This is a genomic window from Lentzea chajnantorensis, from assembly GCF_054300775.1.
In genome coordinates, this window is record NZ_JBSDZT010000002.1 from 5,899,563 (window position 1) to 5,924,385 (window position 24,823).

Annotated in this window: 26 protein-coding genes and 2 pseudogenes; 11 read left to right on the plus strand and 17 right to left on the minus strand. The window is 73.6% G+C overall.

Translation table 11 applies throughout. The features are described 5' to 3' along the window. Nucleotides 1–54: 54 nt before the first annotated feature. The 3 genes from ACVDFE_RS28895 to ACVDFE_RS28905 are packed head-to-tail and all read right to left on the minus strand — an operon-like array spanning nucleotide 55 to nucleotide 4,011. Nucleotides 55–1,155, minus strand: coding sequence for a zinc-binding dehydrogenase (locus ACVDFE_RS28895; protein WP_360384380.1), 1,101 nt, complete (start codon nucleotides 1,153–1,155; stop codon nucleotides 55–57). After that, entirely contained in the window at nucleotides 1,152–1,565 is a 414-nt protein-coding gene (locus ACVDFE_RS28900) for an acyl-CoA thioesterase (RefSeq protein WP_360384382.1), read from the minus strand. Before ACVDFE_RS28900 ends, ACVDFE_RS28895 begins: the two co-directional genes overlap by 4 nt. A gap of 46 nt (nucleotides 1,566–1,611) precedes the next feature. Beyond that, nucleotides 1,612–4,011, minus strand: coding sequence for a LuxR C-terminal-related transcriptional regulator (locus tag ACVDFE_RS28905; RefSeq protein WP_458432622.1), 2,400 nt, complete (start codon nucleotides 4,009–4,011; stop codon nucleotides 1,612–1,614). Between the two features lie 184 nt (nucleotides 4,012–4,195). Between ACVDFE_RS28905 and bdeA the strand changes: the two genes are divergently transcribed. Next, complete coding sequence (gene bdeA / locus ACVDFE_RS28910; protein WP_458432623.1) at nucleotides 4,196–5,047, plus strand: bis(hydroxyethyl) terephthalate hydrolase; 852 nt, start codon at nucleotides 4,196–4,198, stop codon at nucleotides 5,045–5,047. An 81-nt stretch (nucleotides 5,048–5,128) separates the two neighbouring features. Here the strand turns inward: bdeA and ACVDFE_RS28915 are convergent, their stop codons facing one another. The 9 genes from ACVDFE_RS28915 to ACVDFE_RS28955 form a co-directional block, all read right to left on the minus strand. Then, the gene (locus tag ACVDFE_RS28915; protein ID WP_458432624.1) at nucleotides 5,129–5,434 is read right to left on the minus strand and encodes an EthD domain-containing protein; all 306 of its coding nucleotides are present in this window, start codon (nucleotides 5,432–5,434) and stop codon (nucleotides 5,129–5,131) included. Nucleotides 5,435–5,454: 20 nt separating this feature from the next. Then, entirely contained in the window at nucleotides 5,455–6,081 is a 627-nt protein-coding gene (locus ACVDFE_RS28920; protein ID WP_360384389.1) for a hypothetical protein, read from the minus strand. Nucleotides 6,082–6,172: 91 nt separating this feature from the next. Then, entirely contained in the window at nucleotides 6,173–6,817 is a 645-nt protein-coding gene (locus ACVDFE_RS28925; protein ID WP_458432625.1) for a response regulator, read from the minus strand. Further along, complete coding sequence (locus ACVDFE_RS28930) at nucleotides 6,802–7,872, minus strand: hypothetical protein (protein WP_458432626.1); 1,071 nt, start codon at nucleotides 7,870–7,872, stop codon at nucleotides 6,802–6,804. Before ACVDFE_RS28930 ends, ACVDFE_RS28925 begins: the two co-directional genes overlap by 16 nt. Continuing rightward, nucleotides 7,869–9,077 carry a sensor histidine kinase gene (locus ACVDFE_RS28935; protein ID WP_458432627.1) on the minus strand — a complete coding sequence of 403 codons (1,209 nt, stop codon included), beginning with the start codon at nucleotides 9,075–9,077 and terminating at the stop codon, nucleotides 7,869–7,871. Before ACVDFE_RS28935 ends, ACVDFE_RS28930 begins: the two co-directional genes overlap by 4 nt. Nucleotides 9,078–9,118: 41 nt before the next feature. Further along, on the minus strand, nucleotides 9,119–9,637 hold the full coding sequence (locus ACVDFE_RS28940) for a hypothetical protein (protein ID WP_458432629.1): 519 nt from the start codon (nucleotides 9,635–9,637) through the stop codon (nucleotides 9,119–9,121). Beyond that, nucleotides 9,630–10,733 carry a hypothetical protein gene (locus tag ACVDFE_RS28945; protein ID WP_360384399.1) on the minus strand — a complete coding sequence of 368 codons (1,104 nt, stop codon included), beginning with the start codon at nucleotides 10,731–10,733 and terminating at the stop codon, nucleotides 9,630–9,632. The genes ACVDFE_RS28940 and ACVDFE_RS28945 overlap by 8 nt, the downstream gene beginning before the upstream one ends. 13 nt (nucleotides 10,734–10,746) lie before the next feature. Continuing rightward, nucleotides 10,747–11,145, minus strand: coding sequence for a FixH family protein (locus tag ACVDFE_RS28950; protein ID WP_360384401.1), 399 nt, complete (start codon nucleotides 11,143–11,145; stop codon nucleotides 10,747–10,749). Further along, nucleotides 11,142–12,494, minus strand: coding sequence for a hypothetical protein (locus tag ACVDFE_RS28955; RefSeq protein WP_458432630.1), 1,353 nt, complete (start codon nucleotides 12,492–12,494; stop codon nucleotides 11,142–11,144). The genes ACVDFE_RS28950 and ACVDFE_RS28955 overlap by 4 nt, the downstream gene beginning before the upstream one ends. 135 nt (nucleotides 12,495–12,629) lie before the next feature. Between ACVDFE_RS28955 and ACVDFE_RS28960 the strand changes: the two genes are divergently transcribed. The 6 genes and pseudogenes from ACVDFE_RS28960 (at nucleotide 12,630) to ACVDFE_RS28985 (ending at nucleotide 17,379) form a co-directional block, all read left to right on the plus strand. Next, nucleotides 12,630–13,766, plus strand: coding sequence for a sensor histidine kinase (locus ACVDFE_RS28960; RefSeq protein ID WP_458432632.1), 1,137 nt, complete (start codon nucleotides 12,630–12,632; stop codon nucleotides 13,764–13,766). Next, nucleotides 13,763–14,419 carry a response regulator transcription factor gene (locus ACVDFE_RS28965; protein ID WP_360384407.1) on the plus strand — a complete coding sequence of 219 codons (657 nt, stop codon included), beginning with the start codon at nucleotides 13,763–13,765 and terminating at the stop codon, nucleotides 14,417–14,419. Before ACVDFE_RS28960 ends, ACVDFE_RS28965 begins: the two co-directional genes overlap by 4 nt. Before the next feature lie 42 nt (nucleotides 14,420–14,461). Then, the gene (locus tag ACVDFE_RS28970; protein ID WP_458432633.1) at nucleotides 14,462–15,211 is read left to right on the plus strand and encodes a maleylpyruvate isomerase family mycothiol-dependent enzyme; all 750 of its coding nucleotides are present in this window, start codon (nucleotides 14,462–14,464) and stop codon (nucleotides 15,209–15,211) included. A gap of 68 nt (nucleotides 15,212–15,279) precedes the next feature. Further along, nucleotides 15,280–16,155, plus strand: coding sequence for a trypsin-like serine peptidase (locus tag ACVDFE_RS28975; protein ID WP_458432634.1), 876 nt, complete (start codon nucleotides 15,280–15,282; stop codon nucleotides 16,153–16,155). Between the two features lie 83 nt (nucleotides 16,156–16,238). Next, nucleotides 16,239–16,589 (plus strand): annotated as a pseudogene (locus tag ACVDFE_RS28980) (MFS transporter); the annotation flags it as partial. A 112-nt stretch (nucleotides 16,590–16,701) separates the two neighbouring features. Then, nucleotides 16,702–17,379, plus strand: coding sequence for a hypothetical protein (locus ACVDFE_RS28985; RefSeq protein ID WP_458432635.1), 678 nt, complete (start codon nucleotides 16,702–16,704; stop codon nucleotides 17,377–17,379). On the opposite strand, the gene crtI is transcribed toward ACVDFE_RS28985, so the two are convergent. Continuing rightward, a complete protein-coding gene (crtI, locus tag ACVDFE_RS28990; RefSeq protein WP_360384980.1) occupies nucleotides 17,361–18,821 on the minus strand; it encodes a phytoene desaturase family protein in 1,461 nt (486 codons plus the stop codon). The genes ACVDFE_RS28985 and crtI overlap by 19 nt on opposite strands. Nucleotides 18,822–18,831: 10 nt before the next feature. Then, nucleotides 18,832–19,896: a polyprenyl synthetase family protein gene (locus ACVDFE_RS28995; RefSeq protein ID WP_458432636.1), complete on the minus strand. Its 1,065-nt coding sequence runs from the start codon at nucleotides 19,894–19,896 to the stop codon at nucleotides 18,832–18,834. Between the two features lie 120 nt (nucleotides 19,897–20,016). Between ACVDFE_RS28995 and ACVDFE_RS29000 the strand changes: the two genes are divergently transcribed. From ACVDFE_RS29000 to ACVDFE_RS29015, 4 genes are all read left to right on the plus strand, one after another. After that, nucleotides 20,017–20,943: a phytoene/squalene synthase family protein gene (locus tag ACVDFE_RS29000; RefSeq protein WP_360384417.1), complete on the plus strand. Its 927-nt coding sequence runs from the start codon at nucleotides 20,017–20,019 to the stop codon at nucleotides 20,941–20,943. Between the two features lie 13 nt (nucleotides 20,944–20,956). Beyond that, nucleotides 20,957–21,919 (plus strand): DUF5914 domain-containing protein, encoded by a 963-nt coding sequence (locus ACVDFE_RS29005; protein ID WP_458432637.1) that lies wholly within the window; start codon nucleotides 20,957–20,959, stop codon nucleotides 21,917–21,919. An 81-nt stretch (nucleotides 21,920–22,000) separates the two neighbouring features. Continuing rightward, a complete protein-coding gene (locus tag ACVDFE_RS29010; protein WP_360384421.1) occupies nucleotides 22,001–22,288 on the plus strand; it encodes a WhiB family transcriptional regulator in 288 nt (95 codons plus the stop codon). Beyond that, entirely contained in the window at nucleotides 22,285–23,151 is an 867-nt protein-coding gene (locus tag ACVDFE_RS29015; protein WP_458432638.1) for a MerR family transcriptional regulator, read from the plus strand. Before ACVDFE_RS29010 ends, ACVDFE_RS29015 begins: the two co-directional genes overlap by 4 nt. Nucleotides 23,152–23,393: 242 nt before the next feature. Here the strand turns inward: ACVDFE_RS29015 and ACVDFE_RS29020 are convergent, their stop codons facing one another. The 3 genes and pseudogenes from ACVDFE_RS29020 to ACVDFE_RS29030 all read right to left on the minus strand — a co-directional run. Continuing rightward, nucleotides 23,394–23,540, minus strand: a complete 147-nt coding sequence (locus ACVDFE_RS29020) for a hypothetical protein (RefSeq protein ID WP_458432639.1) — start codon at nucleotides 23,538–23,540, stop codon at nucleotides 23,394–23,396. Then, nucleotides 23,530–24,501, minus strand: coding sequence for an FAD-dependent oxidoreductase (locus ACVDFE_RS29025; protein WP_458432640.1), 972 nt, complete (start codon nucleotides 24,499–24,501; stop codon nucleotides 23,530–23,532). Before ACVDFE_RS29025 ends, ACVDFE_RS29020 begins: the two co-directional genes overlap by 11 nt. 112 nt (nucleotides 24,502–24,613) lie before the next feature. Then, nucleotides 24,614–24,742: pseudogene (locus tag ACVDFE_RS29030) on the minus strand (FAD-dependent oxidoreductase); the annotation flags it as partial. Nucleotides 24,743–24,823 lie beyond the last annotated feature (81 nt).

Below are 24,823 nucleotides of genomic sequence, written 5' to 3' on the forward strand. Positions count from 1 at the left end.
CTGACAAAGCTCCTGTCCTGCCCGATTCCTGACCGAACGGTCCCAACCGGGCAATCAGGTCATCATCACCACCTGGCGCACCGCCTCGCCGGACGCCAGCCGCGCGAAGCCGTCGTTGATCTCCGGCAGCGTCAGCCGGCCGGAGAGCAGGCCGTCGACCGGCAGCCGACCGGCGCGGTAGAGGTCGACGAAGCGCGGCACGTCCCGGCGCGGCACGCACGAACCGAGGTAGCTGCCCTTGAGCGTGCGCTCCTCGGCGACCAGGTTCAGCGCGGGCAGGGTGACGGTCCGGTCGGGGTGCGGCAGGCCGACGGTGACGGTGGTGCCGCCGATCGCGGTGGCGGCGTAGGCCTGCTCCAGCACGGCCGCGACGCCGGTGGTGTCGATGACCTTGTCCGCGCCGCCGCCGGTGAGGTCGCGCAGGTGCGCCACGACGTCCGGGCCGCCCGCCACGTCGTGCGTGGCGCCGAGGGTGCGGGCCAGCTGCCGCTTGTGCTCGACGACGTCCACCGCGACGACCTGCGTGGCACCGGCCGTGACCGCCGCCAGGACGGCCGCGAGACCGACACCGCCCAGACCGAACACGGCGACCCGGTCCCCCGGCACGACCTCGGCGCTGTAGAACGCGGCCCCCGCGCCGGTGAGCACCGCGCACCCGAAGAGCGCAGCGATCTCGGGTGGCAGGTCGGAAGGCACGCGTGTGGCCGACCGGTCGGAGACCACGGTGTACTCGGCGAACCCGGACACGCCGAGGTGGTGGTGCGGCCGGGTGCCGTCCGGGAGGGTCCACCGGCGGTGACCGCTCAGCAGGGTGCCCTCGCGGTTGGCGGCGGCACCCGGTTCGCACAGCGCCTGGCGGCCGGACGCGCACCGGCGGCACGCACCGCAGGCGGGCACGAACGACAGCACGACGTGGTCGCCGGGCGCGAACTCGGAGCTCGGGCCCGCCTCGACGACCTCGCCCGCCGCCTCGTGGCCGAGCACCATCGGCAACGGCCGCAGGCGGGAACCGTCGATCACGGACAGGTCGGAGTGGCACAGGCCGGTGGCGCGCACGCGCACCAGCAGCTCGCCGGGACCGGGCGGGTCGAGGTCGAGGTCGACGACCTCCAGCGGGCCGCCGACGGCCGTGAGCACCGCACCGCGCGTCTTCACGCGACCACCAGCCCTTCCATCCGGGTGCGCAGGCCCGCGGGGATCTCGACGGGCTTGCGGGTCGTGCGGTCGACGAACACGTGCACGAAGTGGCCCTCCGCCACGACGTCCGCGCTGCCTTCGAGGAAGAACCCGACCTCGTAGCGCACGCTCGACCGGCCGAGGTGCCCGACGCGCAGGCCCGCGTCCAGCGCGTCCGGGAACGCCACCGAGGCGCGGTAGTTGCAGTGGGACTCCACGCACAGGCCGATCTCGGCGCCCTCGTGGATGTCGAGGCCCGCCGCGATCAGCCACGTGTTGATCACGGTGTCCATGAACGCGTAGTGGACGACGTTGTTCACGTGTCCGTAGACGTCGTTGTCCGCCCATCGGGTCGGAATCCGCTGCCAGTGCCGGTACTGCTCGCGCACACGACCACCTTTGCTCTGTTCGGACTTTGCTCTGGTTCTGGCACTGTCAGTCGAGCCTCCTGGTCAGCTCGACCCTCGACCGCACGCCGAGCCGCGCGAAGATGTTGCGCAGGTGGTGCTCGACGGTGCGGTGGCTCAGGAACAACCGCGCGGCGATCTCGCGGTTCGTGGCGCCCTCGGCGACCAGCCGCGCGATCTGCGCCTGCTGCGGCGTCAGCTCCGGCCGGTCGCCGGGTCCACCGGTGCTGTCGCCGGCGGCGCGCAGCTCCGCGCTGGCGCGGGCGACCCAGTGGTCGGCCTGGTAGGACTGGAAGATCCGCACCGCGTCGCGCAGGTGGTCGCGCGCCAGCTTGGGTTTGCGGCTCCTGCGCAGCCGGGTGCCGTACAGCAGCTCGGTCTTCGCGAGCTCCATCGCGGTGCCGCTGGCCCGGTGCAGGCGGATGGCCTCCTCGAAGTGCTCGTCGGCGGCGCCGCTGCCGCCTCCGAGCAGCCCGCGGCAGCGGTGGCTCAGCGCGAGGCGGGCCGAGCTGCCCGTCGCCTCCGCCCAGCGTTCGAACCGCCGCAGCGCCCGGTCCCCCGCACCGGGCTGCCCGCACGCGACGGCCGCCTCCACGACCTGCGGTGCGGCCATGACCTTGATGCCGGCGTGGCCGGGGTGCAGGCGCAGCCGGTCGAGCGCGTCGGCGGGCCGGTCCCTGGCCAGGTCGACGCACGCGAACGCCCACGCGCCGAACGTGCCCGGCCGGGTGAGCCCGCGCTGCGTGATGTGCTCGGTGGCGGTGTCGATGCGGTGCAGCGCCGTGTCGGAGTCCCCGCGCAACGCCGCCAGCAGGGCGAGGATCGTCAGGTGGTCGACCACGGCGTTGTGCTGCCCGACCGCCGTCGCCGCGTGCACGCCCTCGGTGGCCGCGGTGAGGGCGGCCGCGTGCTGGTCGAGCAGGAGCGCCGACAACGCGCGGTAGACCAGCGCCCACGGCACCAGCGCGGTGTACCCGCTCTCGCGCGCCGCAGTCACCGCGCTGGTGGCCATCTCGTGCGACCCGACGGCGTCACCGAGCACGTAGGCGGCCTGGCTGGCCCAGATCCGCGGCTGCGCGCCCGGCACCCGGTGGGCGAGCTCGACGACCTCGCGCAACGCGGGCAGCGCCTCGTCGTGGCGGCCGTCGAAGGTGGCAGCCATCCCGGCCAGGTGGCCGAGCGTGAGCCGGGTGGCCGGTGGTTCGTCGGGCAGCCGGATCTCCCTGGCGAACTCGGCCACGGCGCTGTAGCGGCGGTGGTCACCCGCGATGCTCGCCGCCTCGCCCGCGAACCCGAGTGCCGCGACGGCCAGCCCGCGCCGGGTGCCGACGAGGCTGCGCGCGGCCCGCATGAGCCGGTCGGCGGCGACGTCCGGGAGGCTCTCGCCCAGGTCGATGCCGCCGGCGACGAGGTCCATCAGCGCCTTGAGCTCGGGGGTGTCGGTGAGCCGGACCGCGCAGCGCAGCACCGCCCGCGCCTGGTGCGGTGCGCCGCGGGCCCAGTGGTCGGCGGCGGCGTTGAGGAGGCGGCGGGCCTTCTGCTCGGTGTCCCCGGTCAGCTGGGCGGCGCGGTCGTGGTCGCGGGCTGCGGTGGCGAAGTCGCCGCACCGGCGGGCGTGCTCGGCGCTGGCGGTCAGCAGGTCGGCGGGCCCGTCGTCACCGGCCCGGCCGGCGCGGGCAGCGTGCCACGTGCGCCGCGGGCCCGCGGGCAGCAGCTCGGCCAGCTCCGCGTGCGCCCGGAACCGCGCGGCCGGCGACAGGCCCGCGGCCAGCGTCGACCGCACCAGCCGCCGCGGGTCCAGCAGCGTTCCCGCCTCCGTCACCGCCTCCAGGTCCCCGGTGAGCCGCGCCAGGTCGTCCGCGGTCAGCTCCTCGTCCACGGCGGCCAGCGCCACCGCGGTCCGCGCCCGTTCCGACAGCCCCGCGAACCGCGCCAGCAGCCGCGCCCGCAACGAGCTGGCCTGCGGCAACCCGTCCGGTGGCGGCGCGATGCCGCCGAGCTGGTCCGACGTGAGCGCCCCCGCCAGCTCCACCAGCGCGAGCGGGTTGCCGCACGCCAGGTCGGCGAGGTCGACCGCCAGCGCGGGTGGGAGGCCCGGCAGCAGGTCGTGCAGCACGAGCAGGCTCTCGGCCCGGTCCAGCGGGTCGAGCACCACGTGCGGCAGCCCGAACGCCTCCCCCTCGGTGGCGATGAGCAGCGCCGCCCGCGTCCCGGTCACGTCGGCGGCGAGCCGGCGCAGGTCGTCGTCGAGCTCGCGCACGTCGTCGAGGCACAGCACCGCCTCGTGCGAACGGCGGGCGTGGTCGAGCAGGGCGGTCCGGCCACTGCCCGGTTCGCCGCACACGACGAGCACCCCGCCGTGGCCGGCTCGCGCACGTCGGAGCAACGCGTCCACGGCGACGCGCTGCCGGTCACGGCCACGCAACATCGGGCCAGTTTCACCGCGGTGGAGGCCCAGCGGAAGGGGTCTGGGACAAATTCAACTACCAGCGTTAGTTTTACCGCTGAAGTTCTTCGCGAGACCGGTGGTTGCACCGATGCGGACCCGTGCGCGGCGGTTGCAGGGTCGAGAGGTCCTCGCACTTCCCCTGCCGAATGAGGTGTACAACGCCGTGCAACTCCGCTCCCTGCTCCCCCTGGCGCTCACGCTGGTGCTCGTCACCGGCACCGGTACCGCACACGCGGCCAACCCCTACGAACGCGGTCCCGCCCCGACGAACGCGAGCATCGAGGCGCTCCGCGGGCCGTTCGCCGTGTCGGAGACCTCGGTGTCCTCCCTGGTCGGCGGTTTCGGCGGCGGCACGATCTACTACCCGACGAGCACCGCCTCCGGCACGTTCGGCGCCGTCGCGATCTCCCCCGGCTACACCGGCACGCAGTCCAGCATCTCGTGGCTGGGCCCGCGCCTCGCGTCCCAGGGCTTCGTGGTGTTCACCATCGACACGAACACGATCTACGACCAGCCCGACAGCCGCGCCTCCCAGCTGCTCGCCGCGCTGGACTACCTGACCCAGCAGAGCAGCGTCCGGTCCCGCATCGACACCACCCGGCTCGGTGTCATGGGCCACTCGATGGGCGGCGGCGGCACGTTGCGCGCCGCCAGCCAGCGCCCCGCCCTGCAGGCGGCGATCCCGCTGACCGGCTGGCACACCACGAAGAACTGGTCGTCGGTGCGCGTGCCGACGCTCGTGGTCGGCGCGGAGGACGACTCGATCGCACCGGTCGCGTCGCACTCGGAGCCGTTCTACACGTCGCTGCCGTCCACGCTCGACAAGGCGTACCTGGAGCTCAACAACGCGAACCACTTCGCGCCGAACTCGAACAACACGACGATCGCGAAGTACAGCATCTCGTGGCTCAAGCGGTTCATCGACAACGACACCCGCTACGAGCAGTTCCTCTGCCCGGCACCGGGCCGCAGCACCCTGATCGAGGAGTACCGCGACACCTGCCCGCACTCGTAACCCGGTCACGGGTCGCAGCGCCGCGACCCGCGCCACCCCGGCCTTCGCGCCCTCATCGGGCGGGGCCGGGGTTCGGCCGCTCTAGCTGACGTGCTCCTCCACGACCCACGACCGCGTCCGCGACCGGTCCAGGAACAACGCCTCGTCGGCGGCCACACCGGACCCCTCGGCGAGCACGAGCGCGAGCCACCGCTGCCGGGTGGGCTCGTCGGCGAACCTCATGTGGGTGAGGACGTCGAACTCCACGTCGGCGGACTCCGGCAGGTAGTTGCGGGCGTAGTAGTCCGGCGGTGGCGCGACGCTGAGGACGAGCGGCACGTGGTGGTGCTCGTAGTAGTCGACGAACTCGGCTCGGGTGAACCCGCGGTGTGCCTTGAGCAGAGCCATGGTCGTGATCACGACGGGTGTCAGCTCTCCCAGACGATCGGCGACTTCACGTAGTCGTCGCCGCGGTTGTACTCGCCCGCGACGACCTTGGAGCCGTCCGTGGCCGCGGTCAGCACGCAGGTCTCGTACGTCTCGCCGGCGGCGGTGAACGTCTTCGGGGCGCTGGTGGAGTCGCAGTTCGGGGTGTCGCCGCTGATGATCACGCCGGTGCCCTTGCCGTCGGCGCCGAGACCGCGCAGGGAGATCGAGATGTAGCGCAGGTCGGTACCGCTCAGGTTCTCGACCTTCACCCGCAGGTAGAACGGCGTGATGCCCTTGGCCTTGTCGCCGAACTTCGCGAGGTCCTCCTTCGCGCCCTGCTCGATGGCGGTGAGGGTGACGGCCACGGTGCCGCTCTTGTCGCCGAGCGTGAAGGGGATGACCGCGCGGGAGCCGACCTTGAGCTTCGAACCGGGCGCGGTGACCTCACCGCCGGCGGCGATCGGGGCGTTCGAGGTGGAGCTGGGCTTCGAGGTGGTGCTGCTCGTCGTCTCCGCCGCGGTCGTGGTCTCGGCGGGCGTGGGAGAGCCGCTGGTCTCGGAGCCGCACGCCGACAGGAGCAAGCCCGCCGCGGCGACGATGATCAGGGAACGTCGGGCGTGCGTCACTGCGGAACTCCTCGCTGCGGAACCTGGGGCTGCCCAGCAGGCTAGGTCGCGGGTGGACGGTCCGGTATCGGTCGTTCGCACCACACGCGACTCACAGGTCGTCGAGCCCGATCAGACCGTCCTGGATGGCCCGTGCCACGAGCGCCGCCTTCGTGGGCGCCTGCCGGCCGATCGCCGCGTACTTCACCCTGATCCGCTCCAGGTGCGAGTTCACCGTGCTGAGCGCGATGTTGAGCCGTTGCGCCACGAACTCCTTCGACTCCGACTGGAACCACTCGACCAGCACCTCGGTCTCGCGCGGCGACAGCGCGGGCCGCGTCTCCGACCGGTCCCCCGCCAGCGCGCCCGCGAGTGCCGGCGGAGTGTAGGACTGCCCGTCCGCCGCCGCGCGCACGGCCTGCACGAGGTGCTCGGCGCCCTCGGCCTTCGTCAGGTAGCTGAGCGCGCCGAGCTCCAGGCACTGCAGGGCGATCTCGTCGTCGGCGCGCATGGAATACACGACGACCCGGCGACCGTCCTCGGCCAGCCTGCGCAGCTCCGCCGTCGCGGGCGTGACACCGCCCAGGTGCAGGTCGAGCACGACCACGGCGTCCTGCGGCGCGGCCCAGGCGACCTCGACGTCCTCCCCGCTGCCCACGAGCGCGATCGGTGGCTCCGCTGTGGACAGCCAGTGCGCGACCCCCGCCCGCACCACGGGGTGGTCGTCCACCACGACCGCCGTCACGTCGCCCGCCATCGCGCCTCGCTCCTCACCAGTCCGCTGTGGACGCTCGTCTCGACCGCGACCACCTCCGGCACGCCGTCGTGGTGCGGCAGCTCCCCCGGCGCGTCCGCCACCACCGCCACCCGCACCTCCGTGGCCGTCCGGAGCAGGCTCACCTTCGCACGCCCACCGGCCACGGCGAGCGCACGGGCCATCGGCGCGACCAGCTCCCGCCGCACCTCCGTCGGCACCGGCGTGGCCGTGCCGCTGACCGCGAGCGACACCACCACCCCGCGCCGTTCCGCGACGTCCACACAGGCCGTCAGCTCGTGCAGCAACGGGTCCGGCACGTCGTCGTTCTCCGCGAACAACCGCCGCAGCTGCACCGCCGCCACCGAGCACCGCACCCGCGTCGGCTCGTCCGCGACGCTCACGACCTCGTCGGCGAGGTCCGCCAGCAGCGGCAGCACCGCCCCCAGCTGGCCCTCGAACCCGGCCCGCAGGTCCTGCTCCCGCTGCCGCGCCAACTCCTCCCGCGTGCGCGCCGCGTCGTGCTCGGCGGCCGCCTCCGCGGCGAGCCGCCCGTCCCGCAGGAGCACCCCCGTGATCACCATGACGCCGACCTGGAAGCTCGTGCCGCTGAGGATGACGACCCCCGCGGTACCCCCGTCGCCGTTGCCGGCGTGCAGGAACCACCCGACCGACAGGGCGAGGTGGGCGCCGAGGGCGGCGACGAGGGGCCGGGGCCGTTCGACGAGGACGAGCAGCAGGTACCAGCCGATGAGCCCGAACGCCCAGTCCTGCGACCCGAGCGGCGTGCCGGCGGCCTGGGCGGTGGTGGCGAGGACCGACGCCACCAGGACCACGGCGGTGAGCCCCGCGGCCACCGCGGTGCCGAGCTGGGCGCGACCGGCGGCGACGTGGCCGCCGACGATCGCGAGGACCGCGGTCAGGAGGGTGTACGCGGTCCACGCGGTGGCGGAGTCGGGGCCGACGGCCAGGGACGGGAGGGTCAGGACCAGTTGGATGGCGGTGACGACGACCAGCAGGACCTGGCGGGTGGTGGTGACGACGGCGAGGTCGGTCATCGCCCACCGGCCCGGTCGGGGGCTGCGGAGTGGTCGGGGGTTCCGGGCGGGTCGAGGGTTGCGGAGCGGTCGAGGGCTGCCGCGTGGTCGGCCGGGCTTTTGCCGGCGGTCCACGCCAGCCGAACCGTCGTCCCCGCTCCCGGCACCGAGTCGATCTCCACCGACCCGCCGACGGCGCGCACCCGTTCCACGACGGACTCCCGCACCCCGCGCCGGTGCGGCGCGACGTCCGCCGGCACGAACCCCGGGCCGTCGTCGCGCACCACCACGGTGGCGCCACCGTCCACCCGCGACACGACCACGTCCGCGGTCGCGCCGGGTGCGTGCCGGGCCACGTTCGTCAGCAGCTCCCGCACGGCCCGCACGAACGCCAGCGCCACCACGGCGGGCACCGGCACGGCCTCCACCGGCGCGACCGCGACCCGCGCGTCGACCTGGCCCCCGGCCACCGCCGACCCGGCCGCAACCCGCACCCCAACACGGTCCCCGGCCGCCACCCGCACCCCGGCCCGGTCCCGCCCCACCGCCACGAGCGCCGCACCGAGGTCGACCGTCCCCTGGGCGTTGTCCCGTTCGGCCAGCACCACCAGGTCCCGCCGGGCCTGCGCGGCCACGGCCGAGGGCTCACCGCCATGCGCCGCCATGAGGAAGGTCGCCGCCGCCGTGTCGTGCAGCAACGCCAGGTACTCGCGTTGCCGCCGGCTGCGGTCCAGCGCCACGGCCGCCGCACGGTTCTGCGAGGCGGCGCGTTCGCGCAGAACGTCGACGCGGCGGCTGGAGCGGCGCAGGAGGTCGTAGGCGAGCCGGGCCAGCACCGACTCCAGCACCGCGCGGACCAGGACGTCCGGTCCGGCCGCCGTCACCGCCACGACCAGCAGCAACGCCGTCGCGGGCACCGTGACCCGCGGCGGGTGCTGCCACTGCCAGGTGATCAGGGTGGTGGTGAGGACGGTGAGCGTCCACTGCTCGGCGGTGCCGCCCAGCACGACGAACAGCACCACCACCCGCGCGAACGCCACCGGCAGGGCCACGCCGGGCAGGCGGAAGTCGGCGGCGGAGGTGAGCACGACGAACGCGAACAGCGTCCAGCCCGCCGCGGAGCCCGCGGACAGCGCGCCGAAGAGGCTGATCAGGACGACACCGGCGCCGCGGACGGGACCCGCGAGGCGGGACACCGTCGCGAGGAGCCTCGCCTCCAGCAGCACGCCCGGCATTGTGCCAGGTCAGCTCTCGTGCGCCGCGGCGGTCAGGCGGCGGTGTCCCTGGTGCGCCGGACCGCGACCACGATCAACGCGATCAGGCCGAACAGGGGGATCGTGCTGATCGCCCAGGACAGGCCCATCGGCGGGCCGGGCTGTTCCATCACCTGGAGGTCCTTCAGCTCACCGGTGCCGGTGCCGGCCGGTCCGGTGATGTCGAACCGCATCGCCCACGTCCCCGGCACGGGCAGCGCCTGCACGTCCAGTCCCCACACCTCGCGCTTGCGGGGGTGGCGGGCCAGCGGGTCGTCGCCGACCACCTTGTCGGCGTGCACCAGCGTCAGCGTGCCCTGCTTGCCGGTGATGCCGTCCTCGGGCGCGAACGTGAAGTCCAGCGACTGCATGGCCTTGAGCGGCCAGGTGCTGAACCCGACGGTCAGGTCGTACGGGCCCGCCTTGACCTTCTCGGTGTGCACGACGTTCACCGGTTCGAAGGCCAGCGCCGGGGCGGCGAGACCGAACAGCAGGGCGGCCGCACCGGCCAGTCCCAGCACCGTCTTACGCATGGCTGTTCTCCTTTGCCGGCGCCAGGTGGCGCAGCGTGCGGCCGAAGCGGCGGCCGGCCAGGCCGGCGAGTGCGCCGAAGACCGCGCCGGCCGCGATGGTGGCGAGGTAGCGGTCGGTCGCGGGGAACCGGCCGTCGCCGAAGACGAGGATGCGCTGCACCGGCGCGCAGGCCGTGATGAGCACGCCGCCGAGCGCGCCGGGGACCCACGCGGGCAGCCGGTGCAGCAGCTCGGCGGCGACCCCGACGAGGACCAGCGCCATCGGGATCATGTTGGGCAGCGCGGGAACGCCGTCGGTGTAGTCGCGCAGCGGCAGCCCGGTGGCGGAGGCGTAGACCTCGGTCGCCCACGGCGAGAACCACCAGAACACCGCCTGCAGCGCCGCGACCACCACCGCGACGGCGAGCGCCCCACCGCGGCGGTTCAGCGCGTTGCCCGCCATGAACAGGATCAGCACGGAGAAGAACGCGGCGCCGACGTTGATCGAGTTCACGACCCCGTTCGGCAGCGCCTGCAGGCCGATGACGGTCACCATGCTGAACGCGAGCAGCACCGCCGAGGCGCCGACCACGCCGTAGGCGCCCCACGGCCGGTCACGGGCGACGGCGAACACCATCACCGCGCCGACCATCGTGATCGAGATCGACAGCAGCAGGCCGATGTGCGGCGGCGAGGCGATCACCGCGTCGAAGCCGTACAGGCTGTGCCACCACTGGTCCCACAGCCCGTAGACGAGGAACAGCGCCGCGCCGATGCCGGAGATCAGGTAGCCGACGGGTGCGGAGAACGTGCGGCCGAAGACGCCGACAGCGCGGCCGCCGACGATCGGGTCGACGTGCCGGTCGCGCTTCGCGGCGGCCGTCGTCATCAGCACGACGGCGAGGCTCGCCAGGCCCGAGATCGCACTGCCCGCGTACAGGAACAGGTGCGGCATCGTGAAGAACGTGTCGGGCCCGACGTCGGTGTGCCACTGGATGTCCCAGGTCAAGCCGATCAACGAGATCAGGGTGCCGCCGACCACGAGACCCGCCGGCACCACCCCCTTCGGGACGGTCCTGGCTGACGGTGCGGCCACCGTCGACGCCGTGATGTCCATCGTTCCTCCCCCTTCAGGTGAGCAGCAGCGGGATGACGACCCGCTGCTCGCTGAGTGACACGGTGATCTCCCACTGCCCGGCCATGAACAGGTCGACGGCGCCGACCCGGTAGTGGCCGGGTTCGAGCGGGGCCGCGGTGACCGGGGCGACCGCGTGGCCCATCTGCGGCATCGCCGGCTCGACCACCACCTCGCCGTGGGCGGGGCTGCCGGACCGGTCGGTGATGCGCAGGTCGAACGAGTTGGTGCCGGTCCGCGTGCTCGTGGGCGTGAGGACGAACCGCAGCCGGTCGGTCTCGGCGAGGTGCGACTGCGCCTCGACGGTGCGCGGCCACAGCACGACGAGCACGCCCACCAGTGCGGCGACTCCGGCCAGCACGGCCACGACGTAGGTGCCCCTGGTGCGTTTCACTTGGTGGCGACCCCCTTCGCCGCGGGCACGTCGACGACCTTCGGCACGGTGACGATCGAGTAGTCCCGTTCGACCTGGATCCACACGAGGTAGCGGCCGGGCAACGGGAACGAGTAGGTGAACGGCACGTCCGGCCCGTAGGCCGCGACGCTCTCGTCGGGCTGGTCCGGCATGCCCGGCACCGGCGGGATCATCGAGTGCACGTGCGCCCAGATCGGTGCCTCGGCCACACCACCGGTGACGGGACCGTCGCCGACCGGACCGACGACGATCATGTGGCCGAGCATGCCCAGCCACGGTTGCAGGTCGCGCTCGCCGAAGCGGGCGGTGAGCGTGCTGGGCCGGCCCGCTTCCCGGAGGTCCACCGCCACGTCGGCCTTTCCGTCGTGGGCAACGGGAGAACCGGTGCCGGCGACGTCGATGCGGGAGCGCAGCAGCTGCACTCCCCCGCCGCGCCGGGCGATCTCCGCGGCGAGCGCGTGCACGCCCCGTTCCGCGCCGGACAGCCGGGTGCGGTACTCGCCCGGCCCGGTGCGGACCGGGTGCAGGTGCCGCAGCGCCCCGGTGGGCGACACCACGACGAGGTGCACGAACGCGTTGTCGTGCACCAGCAGGTCGTCCACCGGCCGGCCGGACGAGCCATCGGTCAGGTCCAGCACGAGGTCCGCGCCGTCCATGCGCGGCACCAGGTTCACCGGCGGCCGGGAGAAGTCCGTTGTGGACGTTCGTTGCCACGGGTCGAGCACGGTGTCGTAGGTGGGGTCGAGCTGCGCGCCGGGTGCCGGTGCCGGGGGGATGCTCGGTGCGAGCAGCGCCGCCGTCACCGCGACGGCCACGGCCGCGACCATCCCGCCGGCCGGCACGAGGGCCAGCGAGGGCATTCCCAGCACCGCCAGCACCAGCGCGGCGAACAGCAGCACGCCGGCCGCGATGAACCCGCCGTAGGTCGCGTTCTCCCACGGTGGTGCGACGTTGGCCGGCACGACGAACGGGATCGTCGCCTCGTCGACCACCAGCTCCCACGGGCCGGGCCGGTCGACCTCCACGACACCGGAGTGGAAGCCAGGCGTGGCACCGAGGACCACCTTCGCCGTGCTCGACCGGGCACCGGCGGCCCGCGCGGTCAGCGTGAGCTCGCCCGGCGGTGTGCCGGCGTGGGTGACCACGTCGACGTGCACCGGTCCGGGCACCTCCGCGACCCGCCGGATGATCACGGTCAGCTCGCGGTCGCCCAGGCTCTGCGCGACGTGCAGGTCGCTGCCCGACTGGGCACCGTCGGCCAGCGCGGGGGCCGCGACCGAGAAGACCGCCCCCAGCACCAGCAGCAGGATCGCACCACTTCGCTTCATCGTGACCGAAGATAGCGATCATGACCCGCGGGCCGCGTCACTGCGGGGTCGGAAACCGGGTCCCCCGCACGGGGGATTTCCGGCCCCTGCACAGCGGGAGGAGCTCAGGGCGGCGATGCGGCAGGATCCACTGCGATGGACTCGATCAAACTGCCCCTGAAGCACCAGTCGCGACTGGTCGCGCTCGTCTGCATGGTCGCGGATGCCGGGTTCGTGGTGTACGACGCCTGCTCTGCCGGGCAGCTGGCCGTGGTGCTCGCCATGACCCTGGCCGTGGACGCGATGCTGGCCGGTCCCGCGCGGCTGTCCGGCTGGGTGGCGCTGGCGCAGGCGGCGGTTCCGGTGGTCATCCTCCTCACCATGGGCAGGGGCATCGACCACAACGACGCGGGCATGCTGATCGCCGGGTACCGCGCGGGGGCGTGGCTGCGCGGCGCACCGGCGTGGGCGTCGCTCGGCGTGCTGTCGGCCAGTCTCATGACGGCCCCGCTGGTGAACGAGTACGGCGTGACGATCGCGGTGCTGGTCGCGACCAAGGCGGCGGTGCTGCCGTGGCTCGTCGGCCGCTACACCACGGCCCGGCGCGCCTACCTGGCCGAGCTGGAGAAGCAGCGCGAGGTGGAGGAGCTGGACGCGCAGGCGGCGGTGACGAAGGCGATCACCGAGGAGCGCAGCGCGATCGCCCGCGACCTGCACGACGTGATCGTGCACCACGTCAGCGCCATCAACCTGCACGCGGGCGCCGCCCGGCTGGGCACCGTCGGCAGCAACCCGAAGCTCGCCACGTCGCTGCTCTCGGTCGAGACGGCCAGCCGCGCGGCCATGGTGGACCTGCGCCACCTGCTCGACCTTTTACACGGCACCAACGCGGAGGGCGCGCGCCAGCCGGGGCTGGACAACCTCGACGAGCTGTTCGACGGCGTGCGCGCGGCCGGCACGCCCGCGCGGTTGCTGGTGCGCGGCCAGCACCGGGAGATCCCGGAGTCGTTGGACGTCACCGTGTACCGGATCATCCAGGAGATGCTCACCAACGCGCTGCGGCACGGCGACGCGTCCGGGGTGACGGTGACCCTGGAGTACGCGCCGCGCGCGCTGACCGTGACCGCCGAGAACACCGCCGGCTCCGGCACCGGCCACTCCGGCTCCGTGCGCCGCGGCCTGGTCGGCATCCGCAACCGCGCGGGCATGTTCGCGGGCACCACCCAGTCAGGTCTGGAACCGGACGGCCGGACCTGGCGCACCGCCGTCACGTTCCCCCTGGAGGCGTCATGACCCTGTCGGTGCTGGTCGCCGACGACCACGCGATGCTGCGCTCCGGCATGCGCGCGATCTTCGAGACGCAGGCCGACCTGCGGTGCGTCGGCGAGGTCGCCGACGGCAGGGCCGCGGTGGCCGAGGTGGCGCGGCTGCGCCCGGACGTGGCCGTGCTCGACATCCGCATGCCGAAGCTCGACGGCCTCGGCGCGACCGAGCAGATCCTGGCCGATCCCGGCAACCGCACGAAGGTGTTGCTGCTGACCACCTACGACTCCGACGAGTACGTCTACCGGGCGCTGAACGCCGGTGCGAGCGGTTTCCTGCTGAAGTCGCTGCCGCCGGAGGAGCTGATCTCCGCGGTGCGGGTGGCGGCGCGCGGGGACGCGTTGATCGACCCGTCGGTGACGCAGCGGCTGATCGCGCGGTTCGCCGTGAGCCTCGCCCCTCCCCCGACGCCGCCGGAGCTGGCGCTGCTGACCGCGCGGGAACGCGAGGTGCTGCAACTCGTCGCGGCGGCGCACAGCAACGCCGAGATCGCGGCCCGGCTGCACGTCGGCGACGAGACGGTGAAGACGCACGTGTCGCGGGTGCTGGCAAAGCTGGGGCTGCGGGACCGCGTGCACGCCGTCGCCTACGCGCACATGAACGGGCTCGTGCGGCGCTCGTGAAATTCGCTGTCGCGTGGCGTGGCGCGGTGGTAGACAGCCGCCGTGCAGAATCCTCCGGCGTTCCCCGAACTGCTGCGGTCGATGGACGAACGCTCCACCGCCTTCCGCTCCGCGGTCGCCGCCGCACCCGACCTCGACGCGCAGGTACCGAGCTGTCCTGAGTGGACGCTGCACGACCTGGCCCAGCACATCGGCGAGGGCCGGCGCGCCTGGGCCGCCACCGTCGCCGCGGGTCCCGGTGCCGCGGGGAGGTCACCCGCGGAAGGGGTGGCGCCGCGGGACCGCGCCGAGCTGGACGCGTGGCTCGCCGAGTCGACCGAGCTGCTGCTGGCCGCGCTGCGGGAAGCGGGCCCCGACCGCGGGTGCTGGGTGTGGTGGACCGGCTCGCAGTCGCCGGCGACCTGCGGAGCCGTTGCGCGGCACCAGCTCCAGCAGCTCGCCGTGCACACCTACGACGCGCAGCTCACCATCGGCGCACCGCAGCCGTTGCCCTCCGACGTGGCGCTCGACGGTGTCGACGAGTTCCAGCGCACCTGCGTGGCGACGACGAGCCCGTGGCCGCACGAGCCCGCGGTGGTCGACTACCGCGCCACCGAGGGCCGGTCGTGGCGGGTGCGGCTCTCCGCGGAAGGGGCCCGCGTGATCACCGGCGAGGGCCCGGCCGACCTGACCGCGACGGGCACGGCGAGCGAGCTGGTGCTGGCGTTCTACGGCCGTGTCCCGGCGCAGGCGCTGGAGTTGGAGGGCGACGCGCGGATCTTCGACCGGCTGGCCGCCTGGGAACCCGCCTGAGGTCATCCCCTGGTCTGATCCGGACGTGCCGGGAGCAACGCCGCGCCACCGCCGCACGTCAGCCGATCATGACGTGGAAAGCACTCGGCGCGACCGCGGTCCTCTGCGCGACCCTCGTGACCCCCGCCCACGCCGCCGGCCAGGTGGTCACGCGGGTACCGGAAGCCGACCGGACAGCCGCGCTGGAGCACTGGACACCGGAGCGCATGAAGGCCGTCGGAGAGGGCGAGGTCCCACCGGCCGAGACGATCGGCAGGCCGTACGCGGGGACGGCGCCCGCGGGGGTGGGGCGGTTGTTCACGTCGAGCTCCCGGGGTGAGGACCGCTCCTGCTCGGCGACGGTCGTGCCGAGCGCGAGCGAGGACGTCGTGCTCACGGCCGGGCACTGCGTCCACGGCGGCACGGACCGGCTGGGCCGGCCGATCACGATCGGCGCCGTGGTGTTCGTCCCCGGCTACGACCACGGAGCGGGCCCGGTGTTCGCGGCACGCGCGTTCGCCTGGCCGGACACCTACCGCGGGCCGTCGAGCGCAGAGGACGACTACGCCGTGGTCGCGCTCGACCCGGTGGGCGGCCGGCACGTCCGGGACGTGGCGGGTGCGCAGCGGGTGTCGTTCGACGAGGCCGGCTCACCGGTCGGCGCCACGCTGCTGGGCTACCCGGTCTCGGCGCTGAACCGGGGCGAGGCGCTGGTCGAGTGCGTGCGACCGGCGTCGTTGCGGGTCAACTCCGTCATGGCGGAGTGGCGGACGGACTGCGACCTGGCCGGGGGGACGAGCGGTGGGCCGTGGTTGCGCGACTTCGACGCGGCGACCGGGCAGGGGACGGTCTTCGCGGTCACCAGCAGGGGCACGATGAACGTCGACGGCGTCACGACGGACCTGAGCGGAGCGGCGTTCACCCCCGCCGTGCGCGCGTTGTACGAGAACGCGGGAAGGCTGTGACCGTGCGGGGGAAGGTCGAGCGCGACTGGTGGCTGCTGCTCGTCGCGCAGGCCATCAGCACGACGGGCACGCAGGTCACCGTCGTGCTGATCCCCGCCGTCGCCATCCTCGCGTTCGGCTCCGGCATCGGCTCGGCGACGCTGCTGCTGGTCGCCGAGTTCCTGCCGGCAGCGCTGCTCGGGCCGTTCGCGGGCGTGCTGATCGACCGGCTGAGGCCGCGCACCGTGCTCGTGGCCATGGACCTCGTCCGCACCGCCGCCCCGGCCGTGGTCGCGCTGGTCGTCGCGTCCGGGCTGCGGGACATCTGGGTGCTGTACGTGCTGGCCGCGGTCCTGGGTGTGGCGGGCGCGGTGTTCGACGCCGCCGCCGAGGCCGCGATCCCCGGTCTGGTGGCGCCCGACCGGCTGGACCGCGCGAACGCCACCCGGTCGGGGCTGCTCAACCTGGTCCGCGTCGCCGGTCCCGGACTGGGCGGCCTGATCATCGCGGTGGCCGCCTCCGAGCTTCGCCCTGCTCGTCACCGCCGGCACGTTCTTCGCCTCGGCGGTGGTGCTCGTCGGAGCCACCTCCGCGACGCTGCTGACCCGGCGCTCGCCCGCGGCGGACGGTCCGTCCCTGGCCGACCAGCTGCGCGACGGCGTCCGGTACCTGCGCGGCGACCTGGTGCTGCGCCGGGCGGTCCTCGGCACGGCGACCATGAACCTCGCGGGCAGCGGCATCGGCGCGCTGTTCTTCGTGTACGCCTACCGGCAGCTGCGGCTCGGCCCGGACGAGGTCGGCCTGACGATGTCCGCGTTCAGCCTCGGCGCCGTGCTGGGCGCGACCGGGTCGGCGTGGGTGACGCGCAGGCTGACCGCCGGTCTCGCCTGCGCGGTGTGCGCGGCCGTCGCGGCGGCCGCGCTCTTCCTGATCCCGGCCGCGGCGCTGGGCCTGGCGTTCCCGGTGCTGACGGTCTACCAGTTCGTCTTCGGCGCCGCCGCGACCGCGTGGGCGGTCATCCTGCTGACCCTGCGGCAACGCCGGACCGCGCCGGAGCTGCTCGGCCGGGTGGGCTCGCTGGTCGGCGCCGTCACCGTCGCCACGGTGCCGCTGGGTGCCGTGCTCGGGACGGCGCTCGCCGGGGCGGTCGGGCTCACCCCGGCGATGCTGCTGCTCGCCGTGCTCGCCGCGACCACCCCGGCGTTCTACCTCAGTCCCGGGTTCCGCTACGCCGACAGCCGCTGAGCCGCGAGCCGGCCGGAGATCAGCACCGGCGGGATGCCGACGCCGGGCGTGGTGCCGCTGCCGGCGAGCACCACGTTGCCGTCGCGGAACGGCAGGTTGCTCGGCCGGAACGGGCCGGTCTGCCCGAACGTGTGGGCGGCGGAGAACGGCGTGCCCGCCGCCTGGCCGTCCCTGGCCCAGTCGTCCGGCGTGATGACGGCGAGCGGTTCGGCGTCCACGACGAGCTTGCGCGCGGTCATCTCGGCGACCAGCTCCTCGGCGTAGCGCTCGGCCATCGCGTCCCAGCGGATCGGCGCCGCGTCGAGGTTCGGGCACGGCGCCAGCAGGTACTGCAGGTGCCGCCCCTGCGGTGCGAGGTCCGGGTCGGTCAGCGACGGGGTGGTCAGCAGCAGCGACGGGTCGCTCATCAGCCGGCCGCGCCGGATGATCTCGTCGAACGTCTCGTTCCACCGGTCGCCGAACGAGATCGTGTGGTGGGCGAGGTCGTCGGCGATGCGGCGGGCGCTCAGGTGCACCACGACCGCCGACGGCGACCAGCGCAACGGCACCACCCGGCGCGGTTCGCCGCGCAGCAGGCGCGTGCTCTGCGCCGGGCCGGTCGCGAGCACCACCGCGTCGCACGGGAACCGCGCGTCGGCCGTGCGCACCGCCTGCACCCGGTGGCCGGTGCGATCGAGCTGCGTCACCTCGACGCCGTAGTGGAACTCCACGCCCGCGCGTGCCGCGGCGTCCGCGAGCGCCTGGGGCATGGCGCGCATGCCGCCCTTCGGGAACCACACGCCGGCGATGGTGTCCATGTAGGCGATGACGGCGTACGCGGCCAAGGCGTCCTTGGGCGCGACACCGGCGTAGAGCGCCTGGAACGTGAAGACCCGCTTCAGCCGTTCGTCGTGCAGGAACTTGCCCACCGCCCGGTCGAGCGACCCGAAGCCGCCGAGCCGGGTGAGCCGCAGCAGCTCCGGCCCCACCAGGTCGAGCGGGGAGTCGAAGCTCGAACCGATGAAGTTGTCCCGCTCGACCTCGTACAGCTCCTTGAGCCACGCCCGCAGGTCGCGGTAACCCTGCGCCTCGCGGCCGCCCGCGAAGTCGCGGACCGCCTGCTCCATCTGCTCGCCGTCGGTGTGCACGTCCAGCGCCGACCCGTCGGAGAACGACGCCCGGTAGGCCGGGTGCAGCGGCAGCAGTTCGAGGTGGTCCTCCCGCCGCTGGCCCACGGCGGCGAACGCGTCGTCGAGCAGCTCCGGCATCGTCAGCACCGTCGGACCGGTGTCGATCCGGTGCCCGTCCACGTCGAGCCGTCCCGCGAGCCCGCCGGGGTGCGGCAGGCGTTCCAGGACCGTCACCTCGTGCCCCGCACCGCGCAGGTGCAGCGCTGCCGACAACCCGGAGAGCCCGGCACCGACCACGACCACCCGGTCGGTGCGGCCCTTCACCACGTTCACCACTGCCCGGTCACGCCTTCCGCACGGTGGCCTTGCCGGCCAGCCTGATCAACTCGCGTTTCGCATCGGGGTCGATGCCCGCCCGGTCGAGCGCCATCAGCGCGTTCGCCGACAGCACGTCGATGTGCTCCTCCACCGCGTCGACGGCACCGAGCTCGACCAACAGCTCGCACACCCGTTCCACCAAAGTGTCGTTCACCGGCCCGGTGAGGCTGCGCCGCAGCACCGCCGCCGACCCGTTCGTGGCACGGGACAGCGCGATCGCCATCAACGCCGTCCGCTTGCCCTCGCGCAGGTCCTCGCCCACCGGCTTGCCGGTGACCGCCGGGTCGCCGAACACGCCGATGAGGTCGTCGCGCAGCTGGAACGCGATGCCGATGTCACGGCCGAACTCGCGCAGGCACGCCACGGTGTCCGGACCGGCGCCGGCGATCGCCGCACCGAGGTGCAGCGGCCGTTCCACGGTGTAGGCGGCGGTCTTGAGCGCCGCGACCCGCAGCGCCTGCTCCAGCGACTCCTCCCGGCGCGCGACACCGAGCAGGTCGAGGTGCTGGCCCGCCATCATCTCGGTGCGCATCGCCTGCCACGGCACCCACGCGCGCTGCAGCGCCACCGGGGAGAGCCCCGCGGTCACGAGCGCGTCGTCGGCCCAGGCGAGGGCGAGGTCGCCCACGAGCACCGCGGCCGAGTCGCCGTACTGGCGGGCACTTCCGGCCCAGCGCGACCGGCGGTGCCGCAGTGCGAACAGCTCGTGCACCGACGGCCGGCCGCGCCGCATCGTGGAGCGGTCCATCACGTCGTCGTGCGCCAGAGCGCAACATTGCAGCAACTCCAGGCAAACCAGGGCGCGCACGACGGCGTCCCGCTCCCCTCCCCCCGCGGCGCGCCAGCCCTCCCAGGCGAACCGCGGCCGGATCCTCTTCCCTCCCGCGGCGAGCATCGCGTGCAGCTCGCCGGCGAGCTCCGGCACCACGTCCGGGCGGTCGGCGAGGAACTCGTGCAACGCCGCGTCGAACAGGGCGGCGAAGTCGTCCACCCGCGACATGCGGGTGTCCACGCTGGTCAGCAGCGACATCGTCGCCCCTCTCGGCGGTCGGTCCTGGTCAGGTGAATGGAGCTAATCAGCGCCGCAGCGGCTTCGCATGATGAGCGTGGTCGTTGTGCACGGCGACACAGCCGGTTCTAGCGTGGGCACATGTCCGCAGACCGGGAGCTCGACGCCGCCGGCATCACCACACCTGCCCTGCGTGAGGCGTACCGGCGTTGCCGTGCGCTGAACGCGGAACACGGCCGCACCTACTACCTCGCAACACGGTTGCTCAGTCCGGAGCAACGCCCCGCCGTCCACGCGCTGTACGGGTTCGCCCGCTGGGTCGACGACATCGTCGACGACCTCCACAGTGGACTCGACCGGAAGCAGGCCGCCCTCGCCGAGGCCGAGCGGAACCTGGAGGCCGCCCTGCGCGACGGCGCCTCCACTGACCCGGTGATGTCCGCCCTGCTCGACACCGCACACCGCTACGAGATCCCGCACGTCCACTTCCGCGACTTCATGACGTCCATGCGCATGGACCTGACCACCACCGACTACCCCACCTTCTCCGATCTAAAGACGTACGTGCACGGTTCCGCCGCGGTGATCGGCCTGCAGGTGCTGCCGGTGCTCGGCACGAGCGTGCCGCGCGCGGAGGCAGAACCCGCCGCCGCCGCGCTCGGCGTCGCGTTCCAGCTGACGAACTTCATCCGCGACGTCGGCGAGGACCTCGACCGCGGCCGGGTCTACCTGCCCGCGGACGAGCTCGCGGCGTTCGGCGTCGACCGCGAGCGGCTGGTGCACGCGCGCAAGACCGGCAAGGCCGACGAGCAGGTGCGGGCGGCGTTGCGCGACCAGGTGCAGCGGGCGAAGCGGGTGTACACGGAGGCGTGGCCGGGTATTGCGATGCTCGCGCCGCGTTCGCGCCCGTGTGTGTTGACGGCGTATCGGCTCTACGGCCGCATCCTCGACTTGGTGGAGGAGGCGGACTGCGACGTGCTGTCCCGGCGCGTCGTGGTGTCCAACGGCAGGCGGCTCGCCGTCGCGCTCCCGGCGCTGGCCAGGGCGGTGTTCGCCCGTGCGGCCTGATGGAGGGAAAGCCATGCGCGACCGGATTCCACTGCGCGTCTACTCGAGCCCGCCGTGGCGTGAGCAGCGCCCGACCTGGCAGGACGCCAAGCCCGCGCTGATCGAGGCGGCGCTCAAGCGCGCCACCGCCCGCCCGTCGGGCAACTGGTTCGTCGCGGGGGCGAGCGGGGACGTCGAGCGCGGCAAGGCCTGCGGCCGCACGATCGCCGGGCAGGAGGTCGTGCTCTGGCGCGGGCCGCGGGGCGTGCTGATGGCGGGTTCCGGGTCGTGCCCGCACCTGGGTGCGCCGCTGTGCGACGGTGCCGTGGCCGAGGGCAGGCTGATCTGCCGCTGGCACGGCCTCGCGCTGGAGGGCAAGAAGTTCGGCGCGTGGACGCCCTACCCGGCGCACGACGACGGCGTGCTGGTGTGGGTGCGGCTGGACGAGGCCGGTGGCGAGGAGCCGCTGCCGGCGCCGGTGCTGCCGCAGCGCCCGCCGGCCGGTGCGATCGAAGCCGTGGCCACGCTGATCGGCCGCTGCGACCCGGAGGACGTGGTCGCGAACCGGCTCGACCCGTGGCACGGCGCGTGGTTCCACCCGTACTCGTTCGCGAACCTCAAGGTCGTCGAGACGCCGACCGAGGAGGACGACAGGTTCCTCGTCGAGGTGACATTCCGGCTCGCCGGCCGGGTCGGGGTGCCGGTGGTCGCGGCGTTCACCTGCCCGGAGCCGCGGACGGTGGTGATGCACATCGTCGAGGGCGAGGGCGAGGGCAGCGTCGTCGAGACGCACGCGACCCCGATCCGCGAGGGCCGCACCGCTGTCGTGGAGGCGACCATCGCGCACTCCGACCGGCCCGGTTTCGCGCTGGCGCGGCCGGTGGCCGGTGCGCTGCGCCCGATGATGCGCTGGGCGGCGGCCCGGTTGTGGCGCGACGACCTGGCCTACGCCGAACGCCGGTACGCCCTTCGGCGAAACGGGCGGTTCCCCGACTGAGCGAGTCGAGTTGCACCGATTTTGAATCGAATTTAGGCTAGGAGGCGTCAGCGCGGTCAGACCCCGAAGAGGACGTGCGCCATGCCCGAACTGTCTCGTTTGCCCAGGCCTGTCACCGACTCGTGGGACTGGCAGCTCTCCGGCCTGTGCCGCGGCATGGACAGCGCCTACTTCTTCCACACGCCCAACGAGCGCGGCTCCGCGCGCGACCAGCGCGAAGCCGCGGCCAAGGCGATCTGCCAGCGCTGCCCGGTGATGGAGAAGTGCCGGTCGCACGCGCTGGAGGTGCAGGAGACGTTCGGCATCTGGGGCGGTCTCGGCGAGAGCGAGCTGAGGGCGATCCTCTCCGAGCGCTCCCGCCGGCGGTGACCTACGCACCCCGCGCTGTCGCCGCGATGCTCGGTGTCTCCCCTGTCACGTTGAGGACGTGGGACCAGCGCTACGGGCTGGGCCCCTCCGGGCGCACCGAGGGCGGCCACCGGCGGTACGAGGAGGCCGACGTCGAGGTGCTGCGCCGGATGGTCGCGCTGACCGGCCAGGGCGTCACCCCCGCGGCCGCGGCCGAGCTGGCGCAACGCGGACCGGCTGACCGGCGCGGCACCCCGCGCGCCCTGCTCGGCGCCGACGAGGCCGAGTCGGTCCGCCGCGGTTTCATCACCGCCGCGAAACGCCTCGACGAACCGCTGATGCTCGACCTCGCCGGCAAGCTCCTCACCGCCCACGGCGTGGTGGCCGCGTGGGAGCAGGTCTTCGCGCCGTGCCTGGTGGAACTGGGCCACATGGTCACCGAACGCGGCCGGGGCGTGGAGGTCGAGCACCTGGCGAGCTCCAGCCTGCTGCTCGCGCTGCGCGGCGTCCCGGTGGCGAGCAGCCCCGGCGTGCTGGCCGCGCTGCTCTCGTGCGCCCCGGAGGAACAGCACGGCCTGGCGCTGGAGGCCCTCGGTGCCGCGCTGTCCGAGGAGGACGTGCTGTGGCGCAACCTCGGCGCCCGCGTACCCGCCCAGGCGCTGTACGACGCGGTGGTGCGGCTGCGCCCGGCCGTCGTGCTGGTGTGGGCGCACCGCCCCGACCTCGCCCGGCAGGTGCCGCTCACGAAGCTCGCCGAGCGGTCGAGCGCCCTGGTCGCGGTCGCCGGGCCCGGCTGGGCCGAGGTGGCGCTGCCGTCGTTCGTGCGGGCGCCCGGCACGTTGAGCGAGGCCATCGACCTGGTGCTCCACCGCGTCCGCGGCTGACCCGCGTCCCTCTCACCGCGGTCAGGACGCGGGCTAAGAAGTCTTGTCCGCCCTCTCCCCTCCTTGCTGCCCAGGCGTCTGCAAGTACCACCAACACATGATCAAACCGTCGCTGACTACCACCAACACGGTCACCACCTGTCGAACCAGGTTCCAGGTCCGCGGACGGCCGGCGGCGCTGTTGGCAGTAGAAAAGTGCCTGTTGATGTTGAGTTGGTGGTACTTGCAGACGCCGGCGAAGTTCAGCCGTGGTCGCGCACGCCCTTCAGCGCGGCGCGCAGGCAGACCGCCCGCACGCTGGCCAGCCGCAGCTCCGACCACCACGACGGCAGTGCGGACCGAGCTGGTCGCCGAACAGCAGCAGCGCCTTCTCGCCGGTCACCGGCCACCGCGCAGGTCGGCCAGCACGGCGTGCGCGGCCCTGCGGCCGGAGTGCAGCGCGCCCTGGATCGAGCTGGTGTCGCGGTGGTCGCCGCAGACGTACCGGCGTTCGCCTGCCCGCACGGACTGCTTGAGCCGGTGCGGTGCGGCCATCGACGGCAGCGCCCGCGGGATGTCGTAGCGGCGCAGCACCTCCCAGTCGCGGGTGTCGGTGTCGTACAGGCGGTTCAGGTGGTGGCGGACGTCCTGTTCGGACGCTGCGCCGAGCACGGTGGCCTGCACCAGCGGGGTCCGCGGCGAGTACGGCCGCGACACCTCCGACATCACCGCCGTGTTCACGACCGGCCCGCCGTTCGCGTCAACGACCAGGCACCCGTCGCGCAACGGCGACCGCGGCGGGCCGAAGTACCAGGTGGTGACACCGTTCCAGCGCGGTTCGACCAGCCCCGGCAGCAACCGCGCCGCCGTCGAGCCGTCCGTGGCCACGACCACCGCGTCCGCCGGGACCCGACCGCCCTCGGCCAGGTCGACCCGGTCGTCGTGCACGGCCCGCACCGCGGTCTCCAGCTGCACGGTCCCCTCGGGCAACCGGGCCGCCAGCGCCCTGGGCAGCTCCCCCATGCCGAGCGCCGGCACCGCTGCTCCCCCGCGTGCGAAGCTGCGCCACACCAGGTGGAAGAACCGCGACGAGGTCCGCAGCTCCCGCTCCAGGAACACCCCGGACAGGAACGGCCGGAACACCGCCTCCACCCCCCGTTCGGTCACCCCGAGCCGCCGCAGCTCGTCGTACGTCGTGCGGTCCGGCGCGGCGAGCAACGGCCGCACGGGCCCGAACGCGTCCGGTGCGGAGAACCGGGCCAGCGCCGCGAGGTCCCGCGCACCGAGCACGTGCTGACGCAGCAAGCCGTCGAACGCCGACGCACCGCTGCGCGGGTCGGCGAGCAGGTCGTGCCGGCCCTCGTCGTGCACGAACACACCGGGCCGCAGGTGCCGCAGCGGGAACGGCCCGAGGTCGAGCCGTTCGAGCTTCCGGGTAGGCGGGCAGCATGATCTGGAAGCCCCGGTCGAACCGCAAACCGTCCACGACGTCCGTGCGCACCCGCCCGCCGACCTCGTCGCCGGCCTCCAGGACGGTGACCTCGTGACCGGCGGCGGTCAGCTCCAGTGCGGCGCGCAGACCGGCCAGGCCGGCGCCCACGACGACGATCACGATGGCCTCCAACGGGAACGGACGACGGGCGGCCGAGAACGGGCAACGGGCGACGGTGCGGTTCTAGCCGGTACCGGTACA